Annotated in this window: 19 protein-coding genes and 1 tRNA gene; 17 read left to right on the top strand and 3 right to left on the bottom strand. The window is 42.2% G+C overall.

Going from position 1 to position 17,975, the window contains the following annotated elements:
* Nucleotides 1-231: 231 nt before the first annotated feature.
* Complete coding sequence (locus B3R91_RS07895; protein WP_286797118.1) at nt 232-909, bottom strand: c-type cytochrome; 678 nt, start codon at nt 907-909, stop codon at nt 232-234.
* Nucleotides 910-1,280: 371 nt separating this feature from the next.
* Between B3R91_RS07895 and B3R91_RS07890 the strand changes: the two genes are divergently transcribed.
* From B3R91_RS07890 to B3R91_RS07825, 14 genes are all read left to right on the top strand, one after another.
* Nucleotides 1,281-1,357 (top strand) — tRNA-Arg (locus tag B3R91_RS07890).
* Nucleotides 1,358-1,517: 160 nt separating this feature from the next.
* Complete coding sequence (locus B3R91_RS07885) at nt 1,518-2,984, top strand: tyrosine-type recombinase/integrase (RefSeq protein WP_286797117.1); 1,467 nt, start codon at nt 1,518-1,520, stop codon at nt 2,982-2,984.
* A gap of 158 nt (nt 2,985-3,142) precedes the next feature.
* Nucleotides 3,143-4,600, top strand: a complete 1,458-nt coding sequence (locus tag B3R91_RS07880) for a hypothetical protein (RefSeq protein WP_200662368.1) — start codon at nt 3,143-3,145, stop codon at nt 4,598-4,600.
* A 214-nt stretch (nt 4,601-4,814) separates the two neighbouring features.
* Nucleotides 4,815-5,093, top strand: a complete 279-nt coding sequence (locus tag B3R91_RS07875; protein ID WP_200662367.1) for a helix-turn-helix transcriptional regulator — start codon at nt 4,815-4,817, stop codon at nt 5,091-5,093.
* A gap of 2 nt (nt 5,094-5,095) precedes the next feature.
* Nucleotides 5,096-5,329 carry a helix-turn-helix domain-containing protein gene (locus tag B3R91_RS07870; RefSeq protein ID WP_200662366.1) on the top strand — a complete coding sequence of 78 codons (234 nt, stop codon included), beginning with the start codon at nt 5,096-5,098 and terminating at the stop codon, nt 5,327-5,329.
* 37 nt (nt 5,330-5,366) lie between these two features.
* Complete coding sequence (locus B3R91_RS07865; protein WP_286797115.1) at nt 5,367-5,909, top strand: hypothetical protein; 543 nt, start codon at nt 5,367-5,369, stop codon at nt 5,907-5,909.
* The gene (locus B3R91_RS07860) at nt 5,902-6,480 is read left to right on the top strand and encodes a hypothetical protein (protein WP_286797114.1); all 579 of its coding nucleotides are present in this window, start codon (nt 5,902-5,904) and stop codon (nt 6,478-6,480) included. The genes B3R91_RS07865 and B3R91_RS07860 overlap by 8 nt, the downstream gene beginning before the upstream one ends.
* Nucleotides 6,473-7,090, top strand: coding sequence for a hypothetical protein (locus B3R91_RS07855; protein ID WP_200662363.1), 618 nt, complete (start codon nt 6,473-6,475; stop codon nt 7,088-7,090). Before B3R91_RS07860 ends, B3R91_RS07855 begins: the two co-directional genes overlap by 8 nt.
* A complete protein-coding gene (locus B3R91_RS07850) occupies nt 7,087-7,317 on the top strand; it encodes a hypothetical protein (RefSeq protein WP_200662362.1) in 231 nt (76 codons plus the stop codon). Before B3R91_RS07855 ends, B3R91_RS07850 begins: the two co-directional genes overlap by 4 nt.
* Before the next feature lie 126 nt (nt 7,318-7,443).
* On the top strand, nt 7,444-7,695 hold the full coding sequence (locus tag B3R91_RS07845) for a hypothetical protein (protein WP_200662361.1): 252 nt from the start codon (nt 7,444-7,446) through the stop codon (nt 7,693-7,695).
* Complete coding sequence (locus B3R91_RS07840; protein ID WP_342343302.1) at nt 7,659-8,501, top strand: YdaU family protein; 843 nt, start codon at nt 7,659-7,661, stop codon at nt 8,499-8,501. The genes B3R91_RS07845 and B3R91_RS07840 overlap by 37 nt, the downstream gene beginning before the upstream one ends.
* Nucleotides 8,488-9,336, top strand: a complete 849-nt coding sequence (locus B3R91_RS07835; RefSeq protein WP_200662359.1) for an ATP-binding protein — start codon at nt 8,488-8,490, stop codon at nt 9,334-9,336. The genes B3R91_RS07840 and B3R91_RS07835 overlap by 14 nt, the downstream gene beginning before the upstream one ends.
* Nucleotides 9,333-10,700 carry a replicative DNA helicase gene (locus B3R91_RS07830; protein ID WP_200662358.1) on the top strand — a complete coding sequence of 456 codons (1,368 nt, stop codon included), beginning with the start codon at nt 9,333-9,335 and terminating at the stop codon, nt 10,698-10,700. The genes B3R91_RS07835 and B3R91_RS07830 overlap by 4 nt, the downstream gene beginning before the upstream one ends.
* Before the next feature lie 188 nt (nt 10,701-10,888).
* Nucleotides 10,889-11,347, top strand: coding sequence for a hypothetical protein (locus tag B3R91_RS07825; protein ID WP_286797111.1), 459 nt, complete (start codon nt 10,889-10,891; stop codon nt 11,345-11,347).
* A gap of 201 nt (nt 11,348-11,548) precedes the next feature.
* Here B3R91_RS07825 and B3R91_RS07820 read toward each other — a convergent pair whose 3' ends face one another.
* Nucleotides 11,549-12,634 (bottom strand): hypothetical protein, encoded by a 1,086-nt coding sequence (locus B3R91_RS07820; RefSeq protein ID WP_286797109.1) that lies wholly within the window; start codon nt 12,632-12,634, stop codon nt 11,549-11,551.
* 594 nt (nt 12,635-13,228) lie between these two features.
* On the opposite strand from B3R91_RS07820, the gene B3R91_RS07815 reads away from it, so the two are divergent.
* Nucleotides 13,229-13,933: a hypothetical protein gene (locus B3R91_RS07815; protein WP_286797108.1), complete on the top strand. Its 705-nt coding sequence runs from the start codon at nt 13,229-13,231 to the stop codon at nt 13,931-13,933.
* Between the two features lie 178 nt (nt 13,934-14,111).
* Nucleotides 14,112-15,518, top strand: coding sequence for a hypothetical protein (locus B3R91_RS07810; protein ID WP_286797107.1), 1,407 nt, complete (start codon nt 14,112-14,114; stop codon nt 15,516-15,518).
* A 698-nt stretch (nt 15,519-16,216) separates the two neighbouring features.
* Here the strand turns inward: B3R91_RS07810 and B3R91_RS07805 are convergent.
* Nucleotides 16,217-16,492: a helix-turn-helix domain-containing protein gene (locus B3R91_RS07805; RefSeq protein ID WP_286797106.1), complete on the bottom strand. Its 276-nt coding sequence runs from the start codon at nt 16,490-16,492 to the stop codon at nt 16,217-16,219.
* Between the two features lie 493 nt (nt 16,493-16,985).
* Between B3R91_RS07805 and B3R91_RS07800 the strand changes: the two genes are divergently transcribed.
* On the top strand, nt 16,986-17,195 hold the full coding sequence (locus tag B3R91_RS07800) for a hypothetical protein (RefSeq protein ID WP_286797105.1): 210 nt from the start codon (nt 16,986-16,988) through the stop codon (nt 17,193-17,195).
* The last annotated feature ends 780 nt before the right edge of the window (nt 17,196-17,975 follow it).

Raw genomic sequence — 17,975 nt, 5'->3', positions numbered from 1 at the left:
ACGATATTAATAATATCAATCGACGCCCACAAAAAAACGCCTACCTCATTAAATGAAATAGGCGCTTTATAAGCTTCTATATATGATTACTGATATCCACAATACTGTAAAGTGCTCTCAATATATTTATATGTTAAAGGAGAATAATGATAAAAAAGCAAAGTAGGAGACGATAGCTACTTTACCGTCTCCTACTTTTTTCTATTGCTTTTTTACATATGGCACAGGCAATTAGCTTGCTTCATCAACCATATAATCCACTGCGCTTTGTACTTCTTCATCAGGGATATCAGCGCCACCTTTAGCAGGCATAGCGTTAAAGCCGTTGATAGCATGGGTATACAAGGTATCTTTACCTTTGGCGATACGAGGACCCCAAGCGCCAGCATCACCTAGCATAGGCGAGCCAAGTAAGCCTGAGGCATGACACGTTTGGCAGGTAGCGTTATAAACGGCTTTACCATCACGAGGACCATCACCTGCTGCTGGCCCTGCAGAACGTGCAGTGACGTCGCATACTTCGTCGTCCTCAAAGCAGACTTTAGCAACCGGCTGAATACGAGCAATCAAGTTAGGATACAAAGCGATGAGCTTTTGTACTTGTGGCGTATCTTGCGGGATAGGCTCTTCTTCAGCGGCAGGTGCAGCAGCGGCTGTTTCTTCAGCAGGTACATCTGCATCGGTCGCGTCTGCTTGCGCAGCTTCATCGGTAGCTGTAGCGCCATCGGTAGTATCAGCAGCAGCTTTGGTATCGTCACCCAATTTTTCAGGCAAGTTATCGACAACCTCTTGCCCTTCTGCGACATCAGATACGGTTACAGGCGTGTCTACAACACTTTCGGCTTGGCTCACAGCGATACTAGCGATTCCTAGAATGGCAGCTGCCGATAACATAACTACTTTTCTCATTCGTCACGTTCTCTTATTGCGTATACAAGGGCCGACACGACTTGGACATTCTGTTTGTCCTCCTTTGATAACCAAGCAGTTATCAATAGCAAACAGCCATCCCGCATACGGGCGCGCTTGTAATCGGTGATTATAAATATGAATTCTCCCTGACATTATAAGGGAAAAGACGGGTAGATTGCCATGCCTGTTTGCCGACTATGGTGTTTTTTCTTAAAAAACGCCAATAGCGGCCTTCATTCATTGGCTTTATGACTTTTATTTGTTAGACTAAGCGGTCTTAATTTTTAGACGCCTTTTCGTTCTAACGACAACCAATTGCACTTATTTATACACGTCATCAGTTTATTGGATTTTAGTCGATCAATTATGCGCTCGTAGCTCAGTTGGATAGAGTATCGGTTTCCGAAGCCGAGGGTCGTGGGTTCGATTCCCGCCGAGCGCACCAATCCCCATGTTTACACATAACCTCGCATTACCTTCTAAGCTCCTATCCCTTTAGTCTCAAAGCTTTCTTTCTTACAAGATTACTTGCCATTACCTAGCAGCACCACTACAATGTTGTTAAAATAGTTGTTAAAAAACATTTAACACTTCATGGTGATGTCATGATCAAAAGAAAAGATTATCAGCTAACCGACGCTGGCGTGAAAGCAATCGCCAAACAACCGGTGCCAGATAAAATCACTCGTCATGGCGATGGTAATAACCTATACCTAATCCAACACACCAATGGCACATTATTTTGGCAAATGACCTATCGTTATCAATCTGATAAAGATATAAAGCCAAAACAGAGAACCTATCAAATCGGTGTTTATAAATCCTGCAAACAAAACGCTGATGCAGCGTTCAAGCCCGAAATATCATTAAAACAAGCGCGGCTGGCACGTGATAAAGCCAAAGCGTTGCTTGCTGAGGGTATTGATCCCACCGAACACAAAAGCCACTTAAAGAATAACTATGAACAAAGAGATTTGTTTAAAACCATAGCGAAAAGCTATCTAGACGAAAAATCAGAAACCACATCAAAGAACGTCCAAAAGCTGCAAGGGTTTTTGGATAACCATATTCTGAAACGTTTGGGCTCATACCCTATTGGCGCTATCACCGCGCAGGATGTGATTAAAACTGGGCTAGATATTCAAGCAGATTTTGAGAAACAAGGGAAATACACGTCAGAGACTGCTCATAAGTGTATGGGACTTATCAGCTCCATCTTTGAGCATGCTATCAATACTCTAGGCTATGACATTATCAACCTCGCCAGCGGACGTAATAAAGCCTTAAGACCTCACAAAGCTAAGCGCATGAAAGCCGTTGAGCAGCACCAATTCCCCGAACTACTACGTAACATAGATAACTATATAAAGAAGCACCCAAACGGGCACCAGCAGACAGTGGCTGGCTTGCAGCTCATGACACTATGTTTCGTGAGAACTAAAGAGCTGAGGTTCTTTGAATGGTCAGAAATTGACTATCATAAAAGCGTCTGGCGCGTACCGGCACACAAGATGAAAATGCGACAAGAACATATCATCCCATTGTCACCGCAAGCAGTAGCTATTATCGAGCGTATGCGACCACTGACAGAACGAACAGGTTACGTGTTCTACAACTTTGAAAGCGGCAAGCCATATAGCGAGGGTTGGTTCAATCAGGCATTAAAACGAATGGGCTATACAGGTGACCCCTACCCCAAGATGACTGGCCACGGTTTTAGGCAGCTTGCCAGCACAGGGTTATATGAGTTGCAGTTCCCGGAGAACATCATAGAAATACAGCTTGCCCATCTTGAGCAGTCAAGCGTCAAAAAGCGATATGACTTATCGGCCCATCTACTCGAAAGACAGGTAATGATGAACCAATGGGCTGACTATTTGGACGACTTACGTGATGGCAAGGCTATTAATTTTGATTTATTGACGCCTGATGAGGTAGCAGAAGAAATACAGATTAGGAATAAACAAGCGACTGATATAGCAGTGCATGACAAGGAAGCTCTGATAAAGAGCTTGAAAGCACAAGGGATATCAAAAGAAGTTTTAATGAAACTTGCAGAACAGCTTCAATAAATACCGTCAGTATTGGACTGACAAACTGAACTTGATAGCGCCAATCGCTATCGATACCGATTGCAAGGCTAGGGGTTGCTCCCGAACGACAGATATTCACACCCTTAAACTGTCACTGCCTTGCTCCTATTATGATTAAGGGTGTAAGGGTGTGTACTGTGAGCTTAGTAGATCTAATAAAAAAAGAAGACGATAAATATATAAGTGTTAGAACATTCATTAAGTTAGTTTCTAATCATACTAAAGATAGTGATGACTTGGTCATTGAGTATTTAGGCAAATTTTGTTTATCTGATCGTCATGACAATGTTAAGGTTTATATCAAAAATTCTGGTAATTGGTATTCATCCGAATTTTTTATAACATATTTAATATCTAAACGTGACGAAGTAGATAATTTTCGTTTTCATACCATGAGCGAGCTAGAGAAAAATGATAAGTTCCTAGCATCCTATTTTCTGAAAGATGAAGTTTTTAATGCTAGTTTTATGAAGGGCATTGATTTAAATCCTGATAGCCATGAGTTACTTTTGGACTTTGATTATGACGATAATCCAATTGATACGTGGCTTGAAAAAATTAACCGACAATATATTTCCGCACTTAAATATGTAAATGATTTAGGTAAAGGTATTGGCTCAAAAAAACCTTTAAAGTTAAATCTTGAGTATCTATTTGAAAATGTTTCGTTCGACGAAGTTAAACTTTACTTATATGACGATAATAAGAAAAAATACTTCTTGGTCTCACGAAACGATGACTTAGACTATACAACCTCCATTGATGTATTAAAAGGTATTTACCATGCCCTAGATGATAGTCAATCAGGTATAAATTTCTCAGACACAGTTCTTAAACCCTTTAAATACTTTTATTTTGAGTTTTCGAAACTGCCAGACATACGTAATTCAGACGATAATACGGCTGTACCAGAACAGATAGATAGCAGTAAAAGGCAGCTACCCAGTCATTATTCGAAGCCTTTAGACGGTAATAGTCGAACTGATGACTTAGGTGAAAATCAAAGGCTGTTAATAACCTATGCGTTCTTCACTGCAGAAGATATGACTTGCTTGATTATTGACGAGAACCCTGCCTACATTAATAACGACGCTAACTATCTAAGACATCATCGTATGGTTTGCAATGCCATTGATGCCGGCTCCTTGGTTCCTGATGACACCGACCGAATTCCAGCTGAACAAGTTAAAAGATGGCTAGCTAACCACAACTTTATTTACAGAGGCTTTAATGACAAAATATCGAATGATGATGACAAGGTAGGATTACCAGCAGTAGGACACGTCATTAAAACCTATGATCAGATTGTTGAGGAGCTGGCGACCGCTAACAATAAAGTTGAAGACCTTAAAAATAAGCTAGAACAAGCTAAAACTAATAAACGTCTATACACTACCCCAGGTATAGAAGTAATGGATGCTGTTATAAAAGAGTTTTGGATTAATTACGATTCTGAACAGCCAGCACCTAAACAAAGCACTATTACTGAATGGATAACAGATAACTTTGATGGTATATCATACGCTTTAGCATTAAATATTGATAAAGTTTGCCGTCATAGCGATGCACGAAGTGGTGGAAAATTTAAAAGGTAGTTAAATTTTTAATCTATTGCTATAAGGTCAATGAACCCTTGTGTATCAAGGGTTTTTTAATGCCCTCACAGCAATAGTATTAGCCCTGACAGCAATATTATTGCCATAACATCATATCAATAGCACTTGCATGATAGCCGATGCCATCACTTAACATTCACCTCACAGCAGGGCGTTACCGCCCATTACTTTAAATGCGAAGAGGTGAACTACCATGACGTTAGTCGATCAATACCTAAGAATGGCAGACCTTGCCAATCAACCCGAGCGCAAAGCCAAGACTTATATCACCCGATCAGGCCAACGGCGCACCGTCACCGCTAAGCCTGCTACACGCGGCATTACCGGCTTCTCTATTAAACACATCTATCATCTAATTAAAAACGACCAGTTCCCGGCTCCAATAAAGATTGGTCATGCCAGCGTTTGGCGCTTATCTGAAATAAACGAATGGTTAGATAGTCATAGCCAAGCTGCCAGTAGCGAGGCATAACTATGATTACTCCACGGCAGGCAGTAACAGCGACCCAAACAGACACTATCAAAGCCCATCTCATGACTGGCGCACCCATATCAAAGTGGGATTCTTACGAGCTCTATCAAATTACATGCCTTGCTCAGCGTGTCCATGAATTACGGAGGGCAGGCGTGAAAATACAAGGTAAGTCTGTCACTAAAAATGGTAAGCGCTTTGAGCTCTATTGGATCGAGGAGAAGGACCGTGTCTAAATTTAACAATATCAACAAGGAAGAGCGTACCCGGTACGTGAGTGGTCAGGTCAATAAGCCTGCCGATACTCACGGAACGGGTTGTAGTACCACCAACAAAGATGACGGCATTCTAGCCAGCATAAACGAAGCAACAAAGGAGCATCGTGCCAAGCATGATGCTTTAGCGGCCGTAAATGCAGATGATGGCGTATGGGTAACACACGATTTTGTTGATAACCTATCGAGGGCCCTAACCATCAGATCCAAAGTGCTGGAAACACTGGCGTATCATGTAAAACACCCGGATAGCAAAAATGCGGACAAGATGAATGATTGCTCAACGGATGTTACGTATATCGCCATGAGCTTAACGCTAGCAACAACCAACTCCAATAACTCTTGTATTGGCGGTACATGGCTGGATCGACGTTACCTTAAGCACCTAAAGCAGTCTATCGATGGCAATGCTAACGTCGTAGGCACGATAGCGATAATAGCGCAGCTTACTAGCACCTACATGCATAGAGGCGTCAGGGCAGAATCAGTGCAACTTACTGAAATAGGCAAAAGCATAGGGGAGTTGCTTGCTCATGACTAATAACATCAAAACCAACCTAAGACCTTATCATGGCTCAAATTACGACTGTAAATACTCAAATTCGAGTCTTAATAGTAATAATTTGAGTTTAATTGCTAATGTTTCGAGTTCAGTCGCTCAGGTGAAGCGCTCTGTTAAAGAGCATGCAAGTTTGAGCATTTCATTTTCTGTTGTAACACCGGTCATTACCCATTTATTTGATTTTAGCAATAGTGAAAAACAGGGCTTTACAAGTCATGATGACAAGCGTTACTATAGCCCTACTACTAATTGTTCAGCGGTAAAGCCAAACCGTCATTCCCTGGCTATTTTTATGTCCAAAATTTGTCTGACTAACTATCAGCGATTTACCAATGACATAAATACGAATATTTCTGCACTGCAGACAAGTCATAAATATAGTACCGATACCATCGGTGCGAACATCTATGACGGGTTAAGTGGGCCGAATAAAAGACCCCTTGTGGGAAATAAGCCCCGCCGTCTGAACACGGTAGTTAATAACCTGTCACCCTTTTTTTTGGGTGGCAACAAACTAACTAATTGTTCAGGAGCTATCCATCATGGGTAATTCAATTCGCACGACCTCAAAAACTACCACCCCTACACTAGCTACCAAACAAGCTATCTTTGCTATTGGTGATGTTGTTCTGTGCCCGTCATTAAGTAGCGAGCCGTTTACTCTCATAGCTGACCAATATGGCCAACGTGATTTATTATCACTTACTCACGATGGCAGCTATTTCTATTACGACGAACAAGGCTATTTTGTCCCAGCGTCTGACACAGAAACAGGTGACTATAGGCCAAACCTATTTCACGACACACCATCTAACCGCCAAGCGATTGCTACTCTATATAGCAACGCCTCTACCACCCAATCAAGCCAACGCAAAGTAATCGATATTACCGAAGCTGATGACGATGAGGTTATTTTAATATCTTCAGTCGAGCTATCGGACACTGCTTGTGATATTGGCGGCGCTATTGGCTTATTGAATGATGTTGGCATGCTGTTATGGATGATATATCAAGAGAAGATGACGCCAAGCCAAGCAGCATCAATGGCACGCTTGTCGCATGATTCTACTGACACATGGGCCGACTTACTTAGTAGTAGATTGAACACCATCAATAAATCATTGGCTCAAACCACCTTTGGTACTGAGGTGTCAGCATGAGTATTAATAAACTAGCTAACGACTTGATAAACGCCAAAGAAGTTGAAATGCAGCGCCTTTCATGGTTTGACGCTTTATTCACTACTATCAAGAATGACCTTGAAAGTGGTGATACATACAAAGCTCAAAAACTTGCCGACCTCGGACAATATCTAGCGCAAGACTTCCATCATTATTCAGAAGATGATTTGGCTGGTCTTAAGAAAGAGCCGGAGGTGGCATTATGAAAAATAGCTACCCATCCAAGCAAAGCCGCCGTCATGCAAAGCGTAAAAGTTACTACAAGAAGTATCGCGCTACTCGTCAGCCTTCCAAGCAATATCTTAAACAAATAAACCGGCAGGGAGGGAGCGATGACTACCCTACTGCATAAAACGAACGCCTATAAAAAAGCCCGAGCGATAAGCTCAGGCTTCTTGGTACTGATAAATACTTTCGTGCTAATTCCACGGCAAGGACTAGCAGGCAAGCAAACACCATTCAGATCAGTGGTTAAACACCACGAGAATGATAATAGCATAACTGTCTGCAAGATTGCACCTGTCCGAGCTGATAAATCTACGTCAGCATGGTTTTTGACGCTCAGCCAAGCAGGGGGTATGTAATGCACTACTACACATTTCACCCAAAAGACTATATGAGCAAGACCAATTTTTTGGAGCCTCTGCAAGATTTGGCTTACAGGCGTATGCTTGATTATCAATACCTCAATGAGTCACCTCTTCCGGCTGACATAGATGAGATTGCTATGCTTATCAATATGCGAACGCATAGCGACAGCATTGCGGTGGTTTTGCGTTACTTCTTCGAACTCACAGAAGATGGTTATATCAACGACAGAGCTGAGCAAGAAATAGCCAAATATCAAGAAAAATCAGAAAAAGCGCGTAAATCTGCTAATGCCAGATGGAAGAAAAAAGACTCAAAAGCTAGTAAAGACAAGGCTTCAAGCGATAATGATTCGAACGCAATGCGAACGCATAGCGAAGGCAATGCTAACCATAAACCAATAACTATTAACCATAAACCATTAACCAACTCTAATGACGATGGTGAAAAAGTCCTAAATATTCCTTTTGATGTTTTTTGGAAGACCTATGCCAAGTCAGTAGCTAAAGATAAATGCGAGGCCAAGTGGAAGTCTCTTAGTGACAAGGTACGTGAAGAGATTATGCAGCACTTGCCGGCATACGTTGCTTCAACACCAGTGAAGAAGTTTCGCAAAGACCCATACACTTATTTGAATAATAAGGGCTGGCTAGACGACATCATTGTTGATGAACCAGGTACCAATCAACAGTCGAAACCTTCTTACAGTAGCATGAATGTAAATGCAAAGTATGAAGATCCGAATTATGACCCTTTGGATGGACTATCTAGCGGAACAGGAGCGCCTTATGGAAATTATTAAAGAATTATCGCGGATTGAGTTAGGGGCTATGGTTATCCGTGAGATATTGGCTGATTGCACTATCCATGGTCAGACAAAGCACAGGGATATAAGAGGTCAAGTTGATTGCTGTCAGTGTAGTGAAGAAAAGCGCGTACTTGCCAACGAAGAGCGCCTAAAGACTGACCGCGGCATCATGAGAGCGCTAATGCTAGCCAAAATGAAAGCCAAGGGCGTGAGCGCGAATATGGGACGTTTTAGCGATTGGGAGTACGACCCAGCGAAAGGCGAAGACCAGCGCGCCAAAATCGCACAGCTACAGCAGTACAGCAAAACCATCGATAGTCGTTCACGTAATGTCGTTATCCTTGGTCCTACCGGCACGGGGAAAACAATGTTGGCCAATGCTATTGCGGTTAATCATTACTTGGTCAAAGAGCGGTCATTGCCAAGCGAGTTTAAGAGCTACAACCAACAAGATTTTTATGATCACACTTGCGAGCTGATAACGTCTTTTGACATTGGTGCGCAGGCAAGAGGTCATTGGGGAAATTATCAGGTTAGTGAATATGATTACCTTCAGGAGCTTGTGTCCAATGAGCTACTAATCATCGACGACTTGGGCGCCGGTGACGGCCACGACAAAGACCGTGCGCGTATTGCTCAGATAATCGCCTTGCGCTACAACCGAGCACCAACCGTCATAACAACCAATATGGACATCAGGGCCTTGCGTGAATATTTGGGCGATAGAGCATGGGACCGCTTACAGCAAAACCTATTGGTGACGCATTGCGATTGGGGTAGCTACAGAACCAAAATGTCAGACATTCAGATTGCAGGAGCTGCCCAATGATTGAGGACCAAAAGAGATTTATTCAGGTTGAGCAATGCGTACTTAATCAGCTGCTGGGCAGAGATGGTGCATTCGATATGGTCAGCGACGTTATTATTGCTGAGGACTTCGAGGCTGAAAGGCATCGCGCTATCTATCAGGCAGTCAGTGACTTAGCCATGAGCGGCAAGCCTTACGATCAGGTCATGGTGATGGACTTGCTTGAAGAGCGCAATCAGCTCAATGAGGATTGCTGCCCGCCTGGTTACTTTGCCCAAATGAGTTTGGTGCCAAATATTACATCCAGTAGTTTGCGCAACCATGCCCAGTTGGTCAAAAGCCGCTCCATTCGCCGCCAGTCCATTGCCCAGATGATGTATGGCATACAGAAGCTTGAGGAAGGTGACAATCAGACGATTGAGATTAATAACGAGGTTATGAGCGCCATTGCCAATCTTGAAGTGGGTGATACCGACAACAGCTGTGCTCGAGTAGGCGACCTCATGGGTGGAATGATTGAGCGTATTGCAGCGGCAAAAGATGGTGTTAATAACTTCATTTCTACTGGGTTCCCTGAGCTTGATAACTTGATGATGATTGATGCTGGTAACCTAGTTGTGGTCGCCGCTCGCCCTTCAATGGGTAAGACTGCATTGGTTATGAATTGGCTTACCTATATCGCCAAGTACCGAGAAGGTGAAGCTGTATTCTTTAGCGTAGAGATGCCATCTGAGCAGGTCATGGACAGGCTGGCAAGCGCTGAGGCTCAGGTTGAGCTTACCTCTATCAGAAAGGGGCAGTTGAGCACCGATGAATGGGCCCGAATGCAGCGCTTTATATCAGACCAGGAAAGTATGCCGCTAACCATCGTGGATGAAAAAGATATCACCATTGCGAAGATACGCACTCACTTGAACCGCATTAAGCGTGAAGGTGGTGGAAAGTTATCAGCCATTGGTATCGATTACCTGCAGATAATGGGCGGGCTTGATGGGCAATACAAGATTGATAATATTGGCAGAGTCACTCGCACGCTAAAAGCATTGGGTCATGAGTTTGGTTGCCCCGTATTTTTGCTATCACAGTTAAGCCGTGACGTTGAAAAGCGCCCTAATAAGCGGCCTATCATGTCCGACTTGCGTGATTCAGGAACGATTGAGCAAGACGCTGACCTTATCACTTTCATTTACCGTAACGATTACTACGAGCAAAAAGAGAAAGGCGGTAGTGCCAAGCTTGATGGTTCAGCTGAGATCATCTTGGCCAAAAGCAGAAACGGACCAACTGGCACCGTCAGGTTAGGTTTTGAAGGGCAATACGCGCGCTTCACCAATTACATACCAATGATGGGCGACTTGGACGAGATACCGGATTACGGGAGTTAATGAGCAGTTATGAGCAGTTATGAGCAGTTATGAGCAGTTATGAGTATTAATATTATAGTAGCTCTCACTATGAAGCCTACTGATTAGAATAATAAAAAGCACCCATGTTGGTCGCATGAGTGCTTAAGCTGGCAAGTAACAGAGCTGTGTTATCGCATGCCTATTATACAACTTTTGAGGGTAATTGTATGCGCGTAACAAACAAACAGATGGTTTTAGATGCGATTATTGACTTGAATAATCAGGAGCAGTCAGTCACTCGTGAGACGTTATCGGGTTTAATTGACTTGTCGCTTGCTGTAATTGATGAGAAGCTAACCTCGTTGGTTAATGATGGATTGATCTATCGTATTCAACGTGGTGTCTATTTACCGGTTGTCACTCATGATCAAGCACGTGTCATCAGTAAAATCGTTCTACCCTGTGGTACAGTTAAGATTGACATTGGTGATGACGTTTGGACATTAACACCAAAAGAAGCGCGGATTATCGGTAGCTTAATGGTTGCTGACGCCATGCAGTACAGCAATATTGAGATAGGTCATCATGCAGCGCTTACGACTGCTAAAATGGATTTACAAACAAAAGAGATGCGTCGAGATATTAAGGAGTTACAAAGGTTACTGGCAAGTAGTAATCACGCGTAACGCTACACCTCTTTTACTTATTGATACTACTACGTTCACCCTCATGGTGAACGCCTGATAATAATAACTTTAAGATGTCTCTGCTGGCACGTCTAGAGATAAAGTATTTATACTAGCCAGCCATAAATAAAAGCCCCACATAATAATGTAGGGCTTTTTTCTTGTCTTGTTATAAGGCGCTTAAAAAATCTTCAATATTGATTAGCGTGATGGTATGGGCTGGCCTGTTTCCAGTGCAACTAATGCATCTCTTTGAGCACGTGTTAACTCTCCATTCGACCCTTTAACAGGCTCCCTGATTCGAGCTTTCTCTCTCTCATACTCTAATCGTTCGTTGTAACCACGTCTCACAGTTGGCGCTGGAGCTTGTTCTAACGCTCGTAATTGCTCTGTTTGTGATGCTGTAAGTCCTTTTGATCCCCTAACAGGTTCGCTGATTAAAGCTTTTATTCTTTCGCGTTCAAGCTTTTCATCGTAGCTTAACTGACGCTCGGTGCTAGCTCCCTGAACAGGTAATGATGCCTGAGCGGATAGCTGTTGTTGCGATTGCTGATACTGTGCTTGCTGACTTCTTTGATTATGAGCTTTAATAGCTTCTAGTTCACGACTTTGTTTTTCTTGATAATCCCTTTGAGCCAAAGCCTGTGCATTATCACGTTTAGCTTGATATTCATAATCTCTATAATTCTTTAAGTCTTTTTTGAAAGTACTAAAAACATATATTACCTCTGCTGCTGTACCTTCATTTAAAATTCTCGAAACATCATCTTGCTCTGCTGCCGGCTTACCTTGCAGCCATGACTCAAATTCAGGGCTCTCCATAACACTTTCAACATCAGGATGAGCTTGATAAATAGCTTCGTAATGTAGTCTTTCAGCATTCTCATCGTTAGTGTCAACGGCCGCTAATGCTAGTACCTCTTCTTGATTTTCCGCACGTATGTCCCAATCCCAAGGCTGGCTAGTATCAACCTCACCCGTCATCTCGCCAGCTTGGTCTTGTCCGATGATAGAAGGTATGACGATAGAAACAATAATCCCTAATATACCCAGAGCAGCAATAGATAGAAAATACTTCTTAAACATGCTTCTCTCATACTGATCAAATCCATCCTTAGGAATGAAGTAAAAAACAATATGAACCAAAGGGCTAAAAATTACAGCTGCAATAGCTAATAAAGAGCTAAACGCCCACATAATACGAACGGTTTGGAATAAGTACCAAAATGACGCAGCGATAATAACCAACGCCGCCAAACAGAGGCCAAAAATTATGATGCTATCCATGACTAGTCCTATTCCAATACGGTTTAATATGGGGAGTATATCTGCCCTACTCATCTCATGTCTAATACTTATAGACAATAGTTATATGTTGCCAGTCTTATTTAAATCTGAGCAAATGAGACACGCCGATAATACACGCTATTATTAGTATCAGCTCAAAAACACTAAGATCATCTTCCTCTTCATACTGCTGCACTTATACGGACCCCCTATAGTCTCTGTCTGAATTAGCTTGCGCTGGTGTGCAGATTAATTTTAAGGCAAGCAGCATATAACCCGTAACGATTAGTAATTTTCGTATGAACAAAATCTGCTTTATATATGACATCAAAGTACCTCAAAACTGTTTATGTTGCGAGTAGTAACGTCGACCCCTCTATGTAGTTTCTTTTTATTTAGTCGCTAATAATATGCACTATAGAAACTCATAACAAAACACTCATTGGCCTACAAAAAGATTATGCACGATATATAAGCGATTATGCATGACTGAATAAGCTGCACTGATTCGCGCATTATCACTCCTATAAGGTTCGACTTAGTGCATACACCCATAGTAAAAAGCTCATATATAAACACTTTGGAGTATAGGTCATGGCTAAAAAAGTAAAAGCAAACTGGGAAGCGATTGAGTTGGCATATCGCGCAAACGTGAAAACAGTCGCGCAAATAGCTGAAGACTTTAATGTCAAAGATAGCACGCTACGCTCGAGAGCCAAGCGTAATGGTTGGTCGCGTGACCTTGGTAAACGTATCAGACTAGAAGCGGATAATATTGTTAATGCCAATGCTGTTAAGCGCGAAGTTGGACGTTTAGAGAGTATGGATAACGCTACTGTAGAGGAGAATGCCAAACTCACCGCTAGCATTCGCATATCCCACCGAGAGGATATCGGTAAAGCTCGCGCACTTTCTATGATGCTACTTGAAGACTTAAAAGCTCAAATAGGCACCGATAACCGCAAACGCTTAGAAGACTTGTTTATTGCAGCGTTAAAAGCTAATGCGATTGATGAAAGCGCGCTTGAAGCGTATGAGCGTGTCACGTCAGTATCTAATCATGTGCGCACGCTTAAAGACTTGGCAGACATCATGACAAAATTTGTCGCGTTAGAACGCCAGGCTTATGGTCTCGACGATGCTGACAGCTCCCCAATCGACGCGCTAACCAGCTTGCTACACAGCATTGCGAACAATAACGGCAATGCCTTTAGTGTGGTTAAAGATGATCCTGCCTATGAGGGTGAGGTAGATAACGTGGCAAGTAATACGATAGGCGTTAAAGCTGATGTTTATTAATCAATAAGAAAGACTGGCCTGCAAGTGATTGACTTTAAAGCAAAGCTCAAAATTGAGTTTTGTAAAACCTTCAGGACAATTCCGTTTAAGGTATTTCATCAGCACCGCTATAAGGTTTTAGATGTCGCGCAATATTGCTCATACTGTACTCATAATCATTCAGTTAGAGAGAAATATCATGTCTTTTGGTTTTGTGTCAGATGAAGAGAGAAAGAAACGTCGTGAGCAATTCAACAGTAATAGAGAGAAACTAGGTTTTGGAGCAAATGCAAGCCAAGGTGGTCTGCTTGGTGCTGGCAAGTTAGGGCAACAGGCACAGTTAGGAGTTGGGTCAGTCCTAGCACCCACTCCCGCACAGGCTCAAATGCAAGCGTCAGTTCAAGCGGGCCGACAAACTAGAAATCAAGCTTTGGCGCAAATAGAAACAAATAAGCAGGAACAAGCTAAGACTCAAGCCGCTACATTGGCAGAAGCGCGCAAGGTGATTCAGTTGCCAGTTAGAGAGCAACCGCAAGCAGTACAACAAATGAAAGCGCAAGGGCAAGAGCGAGCTGGACTCACTCCAGTAAGCGCGTCCAAACTAGGTACAAAGCCACCTAAGCCATCTCCTAATCTTGGTATTAATGCCAGTACTGCTAAGCCGGTCAATGTAAGTGACGGAACGATAGCTAAGGAATCGCGTGCCGAACAAGGCGTTGACGACGATATAGGCAGCATTGGTAGCGATAATATCTGGAAGGGTAATCCTGATAATAAATCATTTGGCTTATCTATCAGTCCAACACCTGACCGTGATCCGATCGCAGACTTTGCAAAAGCTACTCAATCAGAGCAACCTAACCTAGGTTTCAATATCCCAAGAGCACCAATGCGCAGCTGGAGCGAGCGACAAGAGCGTGAAGCTCTACTTCGTGACGTAAGTACGGCTTATAAAGGCTCGCAGAATGGACAGCTCACTGCTAATCAAATGGAATTACGAGCTGGTATTATTGGTGCTGATGATAAATACAAGAACGACCAATACACTTCTCAGTTAGGAGCAGCCAGTCAGGTAGCGCAAACGCAAGCGCAACAAACTGGAGCTAACGCTCGCGCTGCATTGACAGAAGTAGGTAGCAATAGTCGTCTTAACACCCAACTAGGTTTTGATACGGATAAATTCCAACGGACCGCTGCACAGCAAGAGCAGCAATTAGGACTGGATAGCCGTCGTCTTGATATTGAGCAAGCAAACAATGAGGTTCAAAACTTAGGTACCAAATCCATCAATAACCTTTATGAAAAATATCAATCTGCTAAAACTGACGATCAGAAGTCTGAGATTGCGGCACAGATACGAGACCTTAAAGGAACAGCCTTAGAAACCGATAATTGGACAAACATTGGCGGTGGTGAAAGATTATCTGACGATGGTTTTACGTCCACTAAAAATCCCGATATTCTACTTAATAGAAACACTGGTGAGACCAAGGCTATTCCAAAAGAACCTATTGATTTTATCCGTGACCCAAGGGCATTAGCTATTCTTAGAAATAGAGACTTAAGCGATGATGAGATGCACGCACAGTTAATGGCATTGGAGTAGCAGTTATTTAGTGTTCCTTTTCCGAATCCTGTATTTATTATCAAACCAAATAATATCGCTCGCCGTGTGCGTGAAATGAAGATGGATAAGTGTGATCTTTTTACTAAGCTTGCACTTGAAGTAATGCGCGCAGATGGCAGCTGACTTTCAAAAGGTGCGTGATGGTATTTAGTGGCTCATGCATCATGTAATGGTTTTTAGCAAAAACAGTGATTACCTAAGACTAGATAAACTATCGATAAGTACATAGCTGGTTTTCTGGAAAGGCGATAGGTCAGTCTGCCACTTTGGGTATTCAACTCAGGGGTATAAACCCCTTATAGCCTACCCTCTAGCGGCTAGCTTCGATAGATTTATCAACTTACTCATTGTGTAGAATTTGAATTTCCAACAACTGTGGGAATTCAAGCGTGTCAAGAAAGCAGCGCCGGCATTGGTTATTTTTCCTCTTTGTACCTATCTGGAAACTCGGTTTTGATAATGAAATCAACTGTCGTGCGCTTCCACCATTTAAGTTGTTTATTGGTTCTATCAGGCGGGTACTTTTCCATATAATTGTTGAGGAAAGTACGTGAGTCTTTAAACCCGCATTCATTAGATACCTGCTTCAACGTTAACCATTCAATCACTTTGTCACCTCACTAATATGGAGATTATTATCACTGCTTGCCAGCTAATAAATATTCGGTAACAGATAGTCATTTATATTCTGAAGTGCAACGATATGCTGGCCGGCTTGTTAGATATTCGTCCAAATCACTTTTATAGTAAACAATGCATCTATGGCTAGGCTTAAAGAAACGTATGCCATTGGTGTCTTGGCATCGCATACTTTGCAAGGTGGCTGTTGATACACCTAAGTAGCTCGCAGCATACTCAGGCGTCAATGGCGTGTCCGGTGGATTATCAATAACAAACTGCTTCATATTCATTTTTTCGTCTTCAGTAACGTCTTTCCATGACTTCTTAGCCATCATCGCTCTCCTTGTTAATAATGATCTACTCGTACTCATCTAACTATGATTCAAGCTTAAGTCTACCTGACAAGCTAAAATTATATTAAATAGATATGCTCAAATCTGAGCCTATTAGGGTGTAAAGAAGTTAACACCCTACCATCTAAACGCTTGATACTAATGATAATTCAAAAATGATTTACCTATTTTCTCAATACTAATCAGCGCTTAGTATTGCTTATGATACAAAACTATCTCACCCACTTTCTCGCTTATGTGGACGATACCATCAGAAAGCACGGGCCACGAGGTTTACGACTTAATGTCGAATACTGATATAGGCAGACCAACTTAATAAAACTTAGTGGATATAATACCTAGACTTGAGGTTATACTTCACCGCTGCATCTGAAGCTTGCTACCTCAGCAAGCTTCAGACGCAGGACCTCATAAAACCCTATATCGATAACACTGAGCATATTACGAACAATCTGAATAAGGAATTAAAATTGTGACAGGCGCTTACTATACAACAGCGGATATTAAAACCATTTTTGGTTGGAAGTCTGACGATACCATCACCCAGCGTCGAAAGTCTGGCTTTTTACCTGAGCCCGATATTTATGGTCGGCCAAATAAATGGCTTAAAGTCAAAATTGACGCTATTGTTGGTATTGATACAAATACAAAAGCGATAGCCGAGCTAACACAGAAGTTATGAAAATATCCAAATGTGACATAGTGTCAAACGTACTATTGAAGCACAGACAAATAACCGTGCTATAGGACTTCTACAGATTGTGGATGTCATGCTACTCCATTAGAGAACATCCTAAACAAGGCGAATAACAAGAATGTCTTTTGCACTTATAGTAAATACCCTCAACTTTGCTTATATCTATCCCTGCAATAAGGGTTCTAAGATTCCATAAAAAAGGTTGTGACGATGTACATTAGACAGACCTTTACAAACGCCGTTATTAAATTACCACCAACGGTGGAAATTAACTTTTATACGCATGCTGAAAAACAACTTAGCAGAGAAGGTATGGATTACGGGCTTTACAACCCCGGGTTGAATACTCAAAGCGGCACCTAACTACTCATCCATTATCGTATTATCGACATTGATGTAGAAAATTTAACCTTCCCCAAGATTGTGGAGGTATCTTTGCACAGCCAACGCAATTTTTCGTTAGCAATAAAATCAATTGTTTATGACTTCTTTAAGGTGTGGAGACCCATGCTCACTTTTGAGCATGGCTATTAAAGGCCTATTAACTAATGTCAACATGCCAGCCAATTCTGCGTCAGCTTAAGTGTTGAATAGATAGGTCCAATCACCATTGGTGACTGGGCACTACAGGGTGTCCTCAAATTTAGGACACCTCCATCTATAACTACCATGTTCGCCACTGGCAGTTATGCTATGAATAAGGTTGGCAAGGTATGCTCTAATTTGGGTACATCGCTGATGATTAAAATCATAGAGGTGTCATAG

It is taken from the genome of Psychrobacter sp. UBA6291 (assembly GCF_002439405.1).
GTDB classification, from domain to species: Bacteria; Pseudomonadota; Gammaproteobacteria; order Pseudomonadales; family Moraxellaceae; genus Psychrobacter; species Psychrobacter faecalis.
Note: the sequence above shows the minus strand (reverse complement) of the source record. Positions and strands in the feature narration are given on the sequence as shown.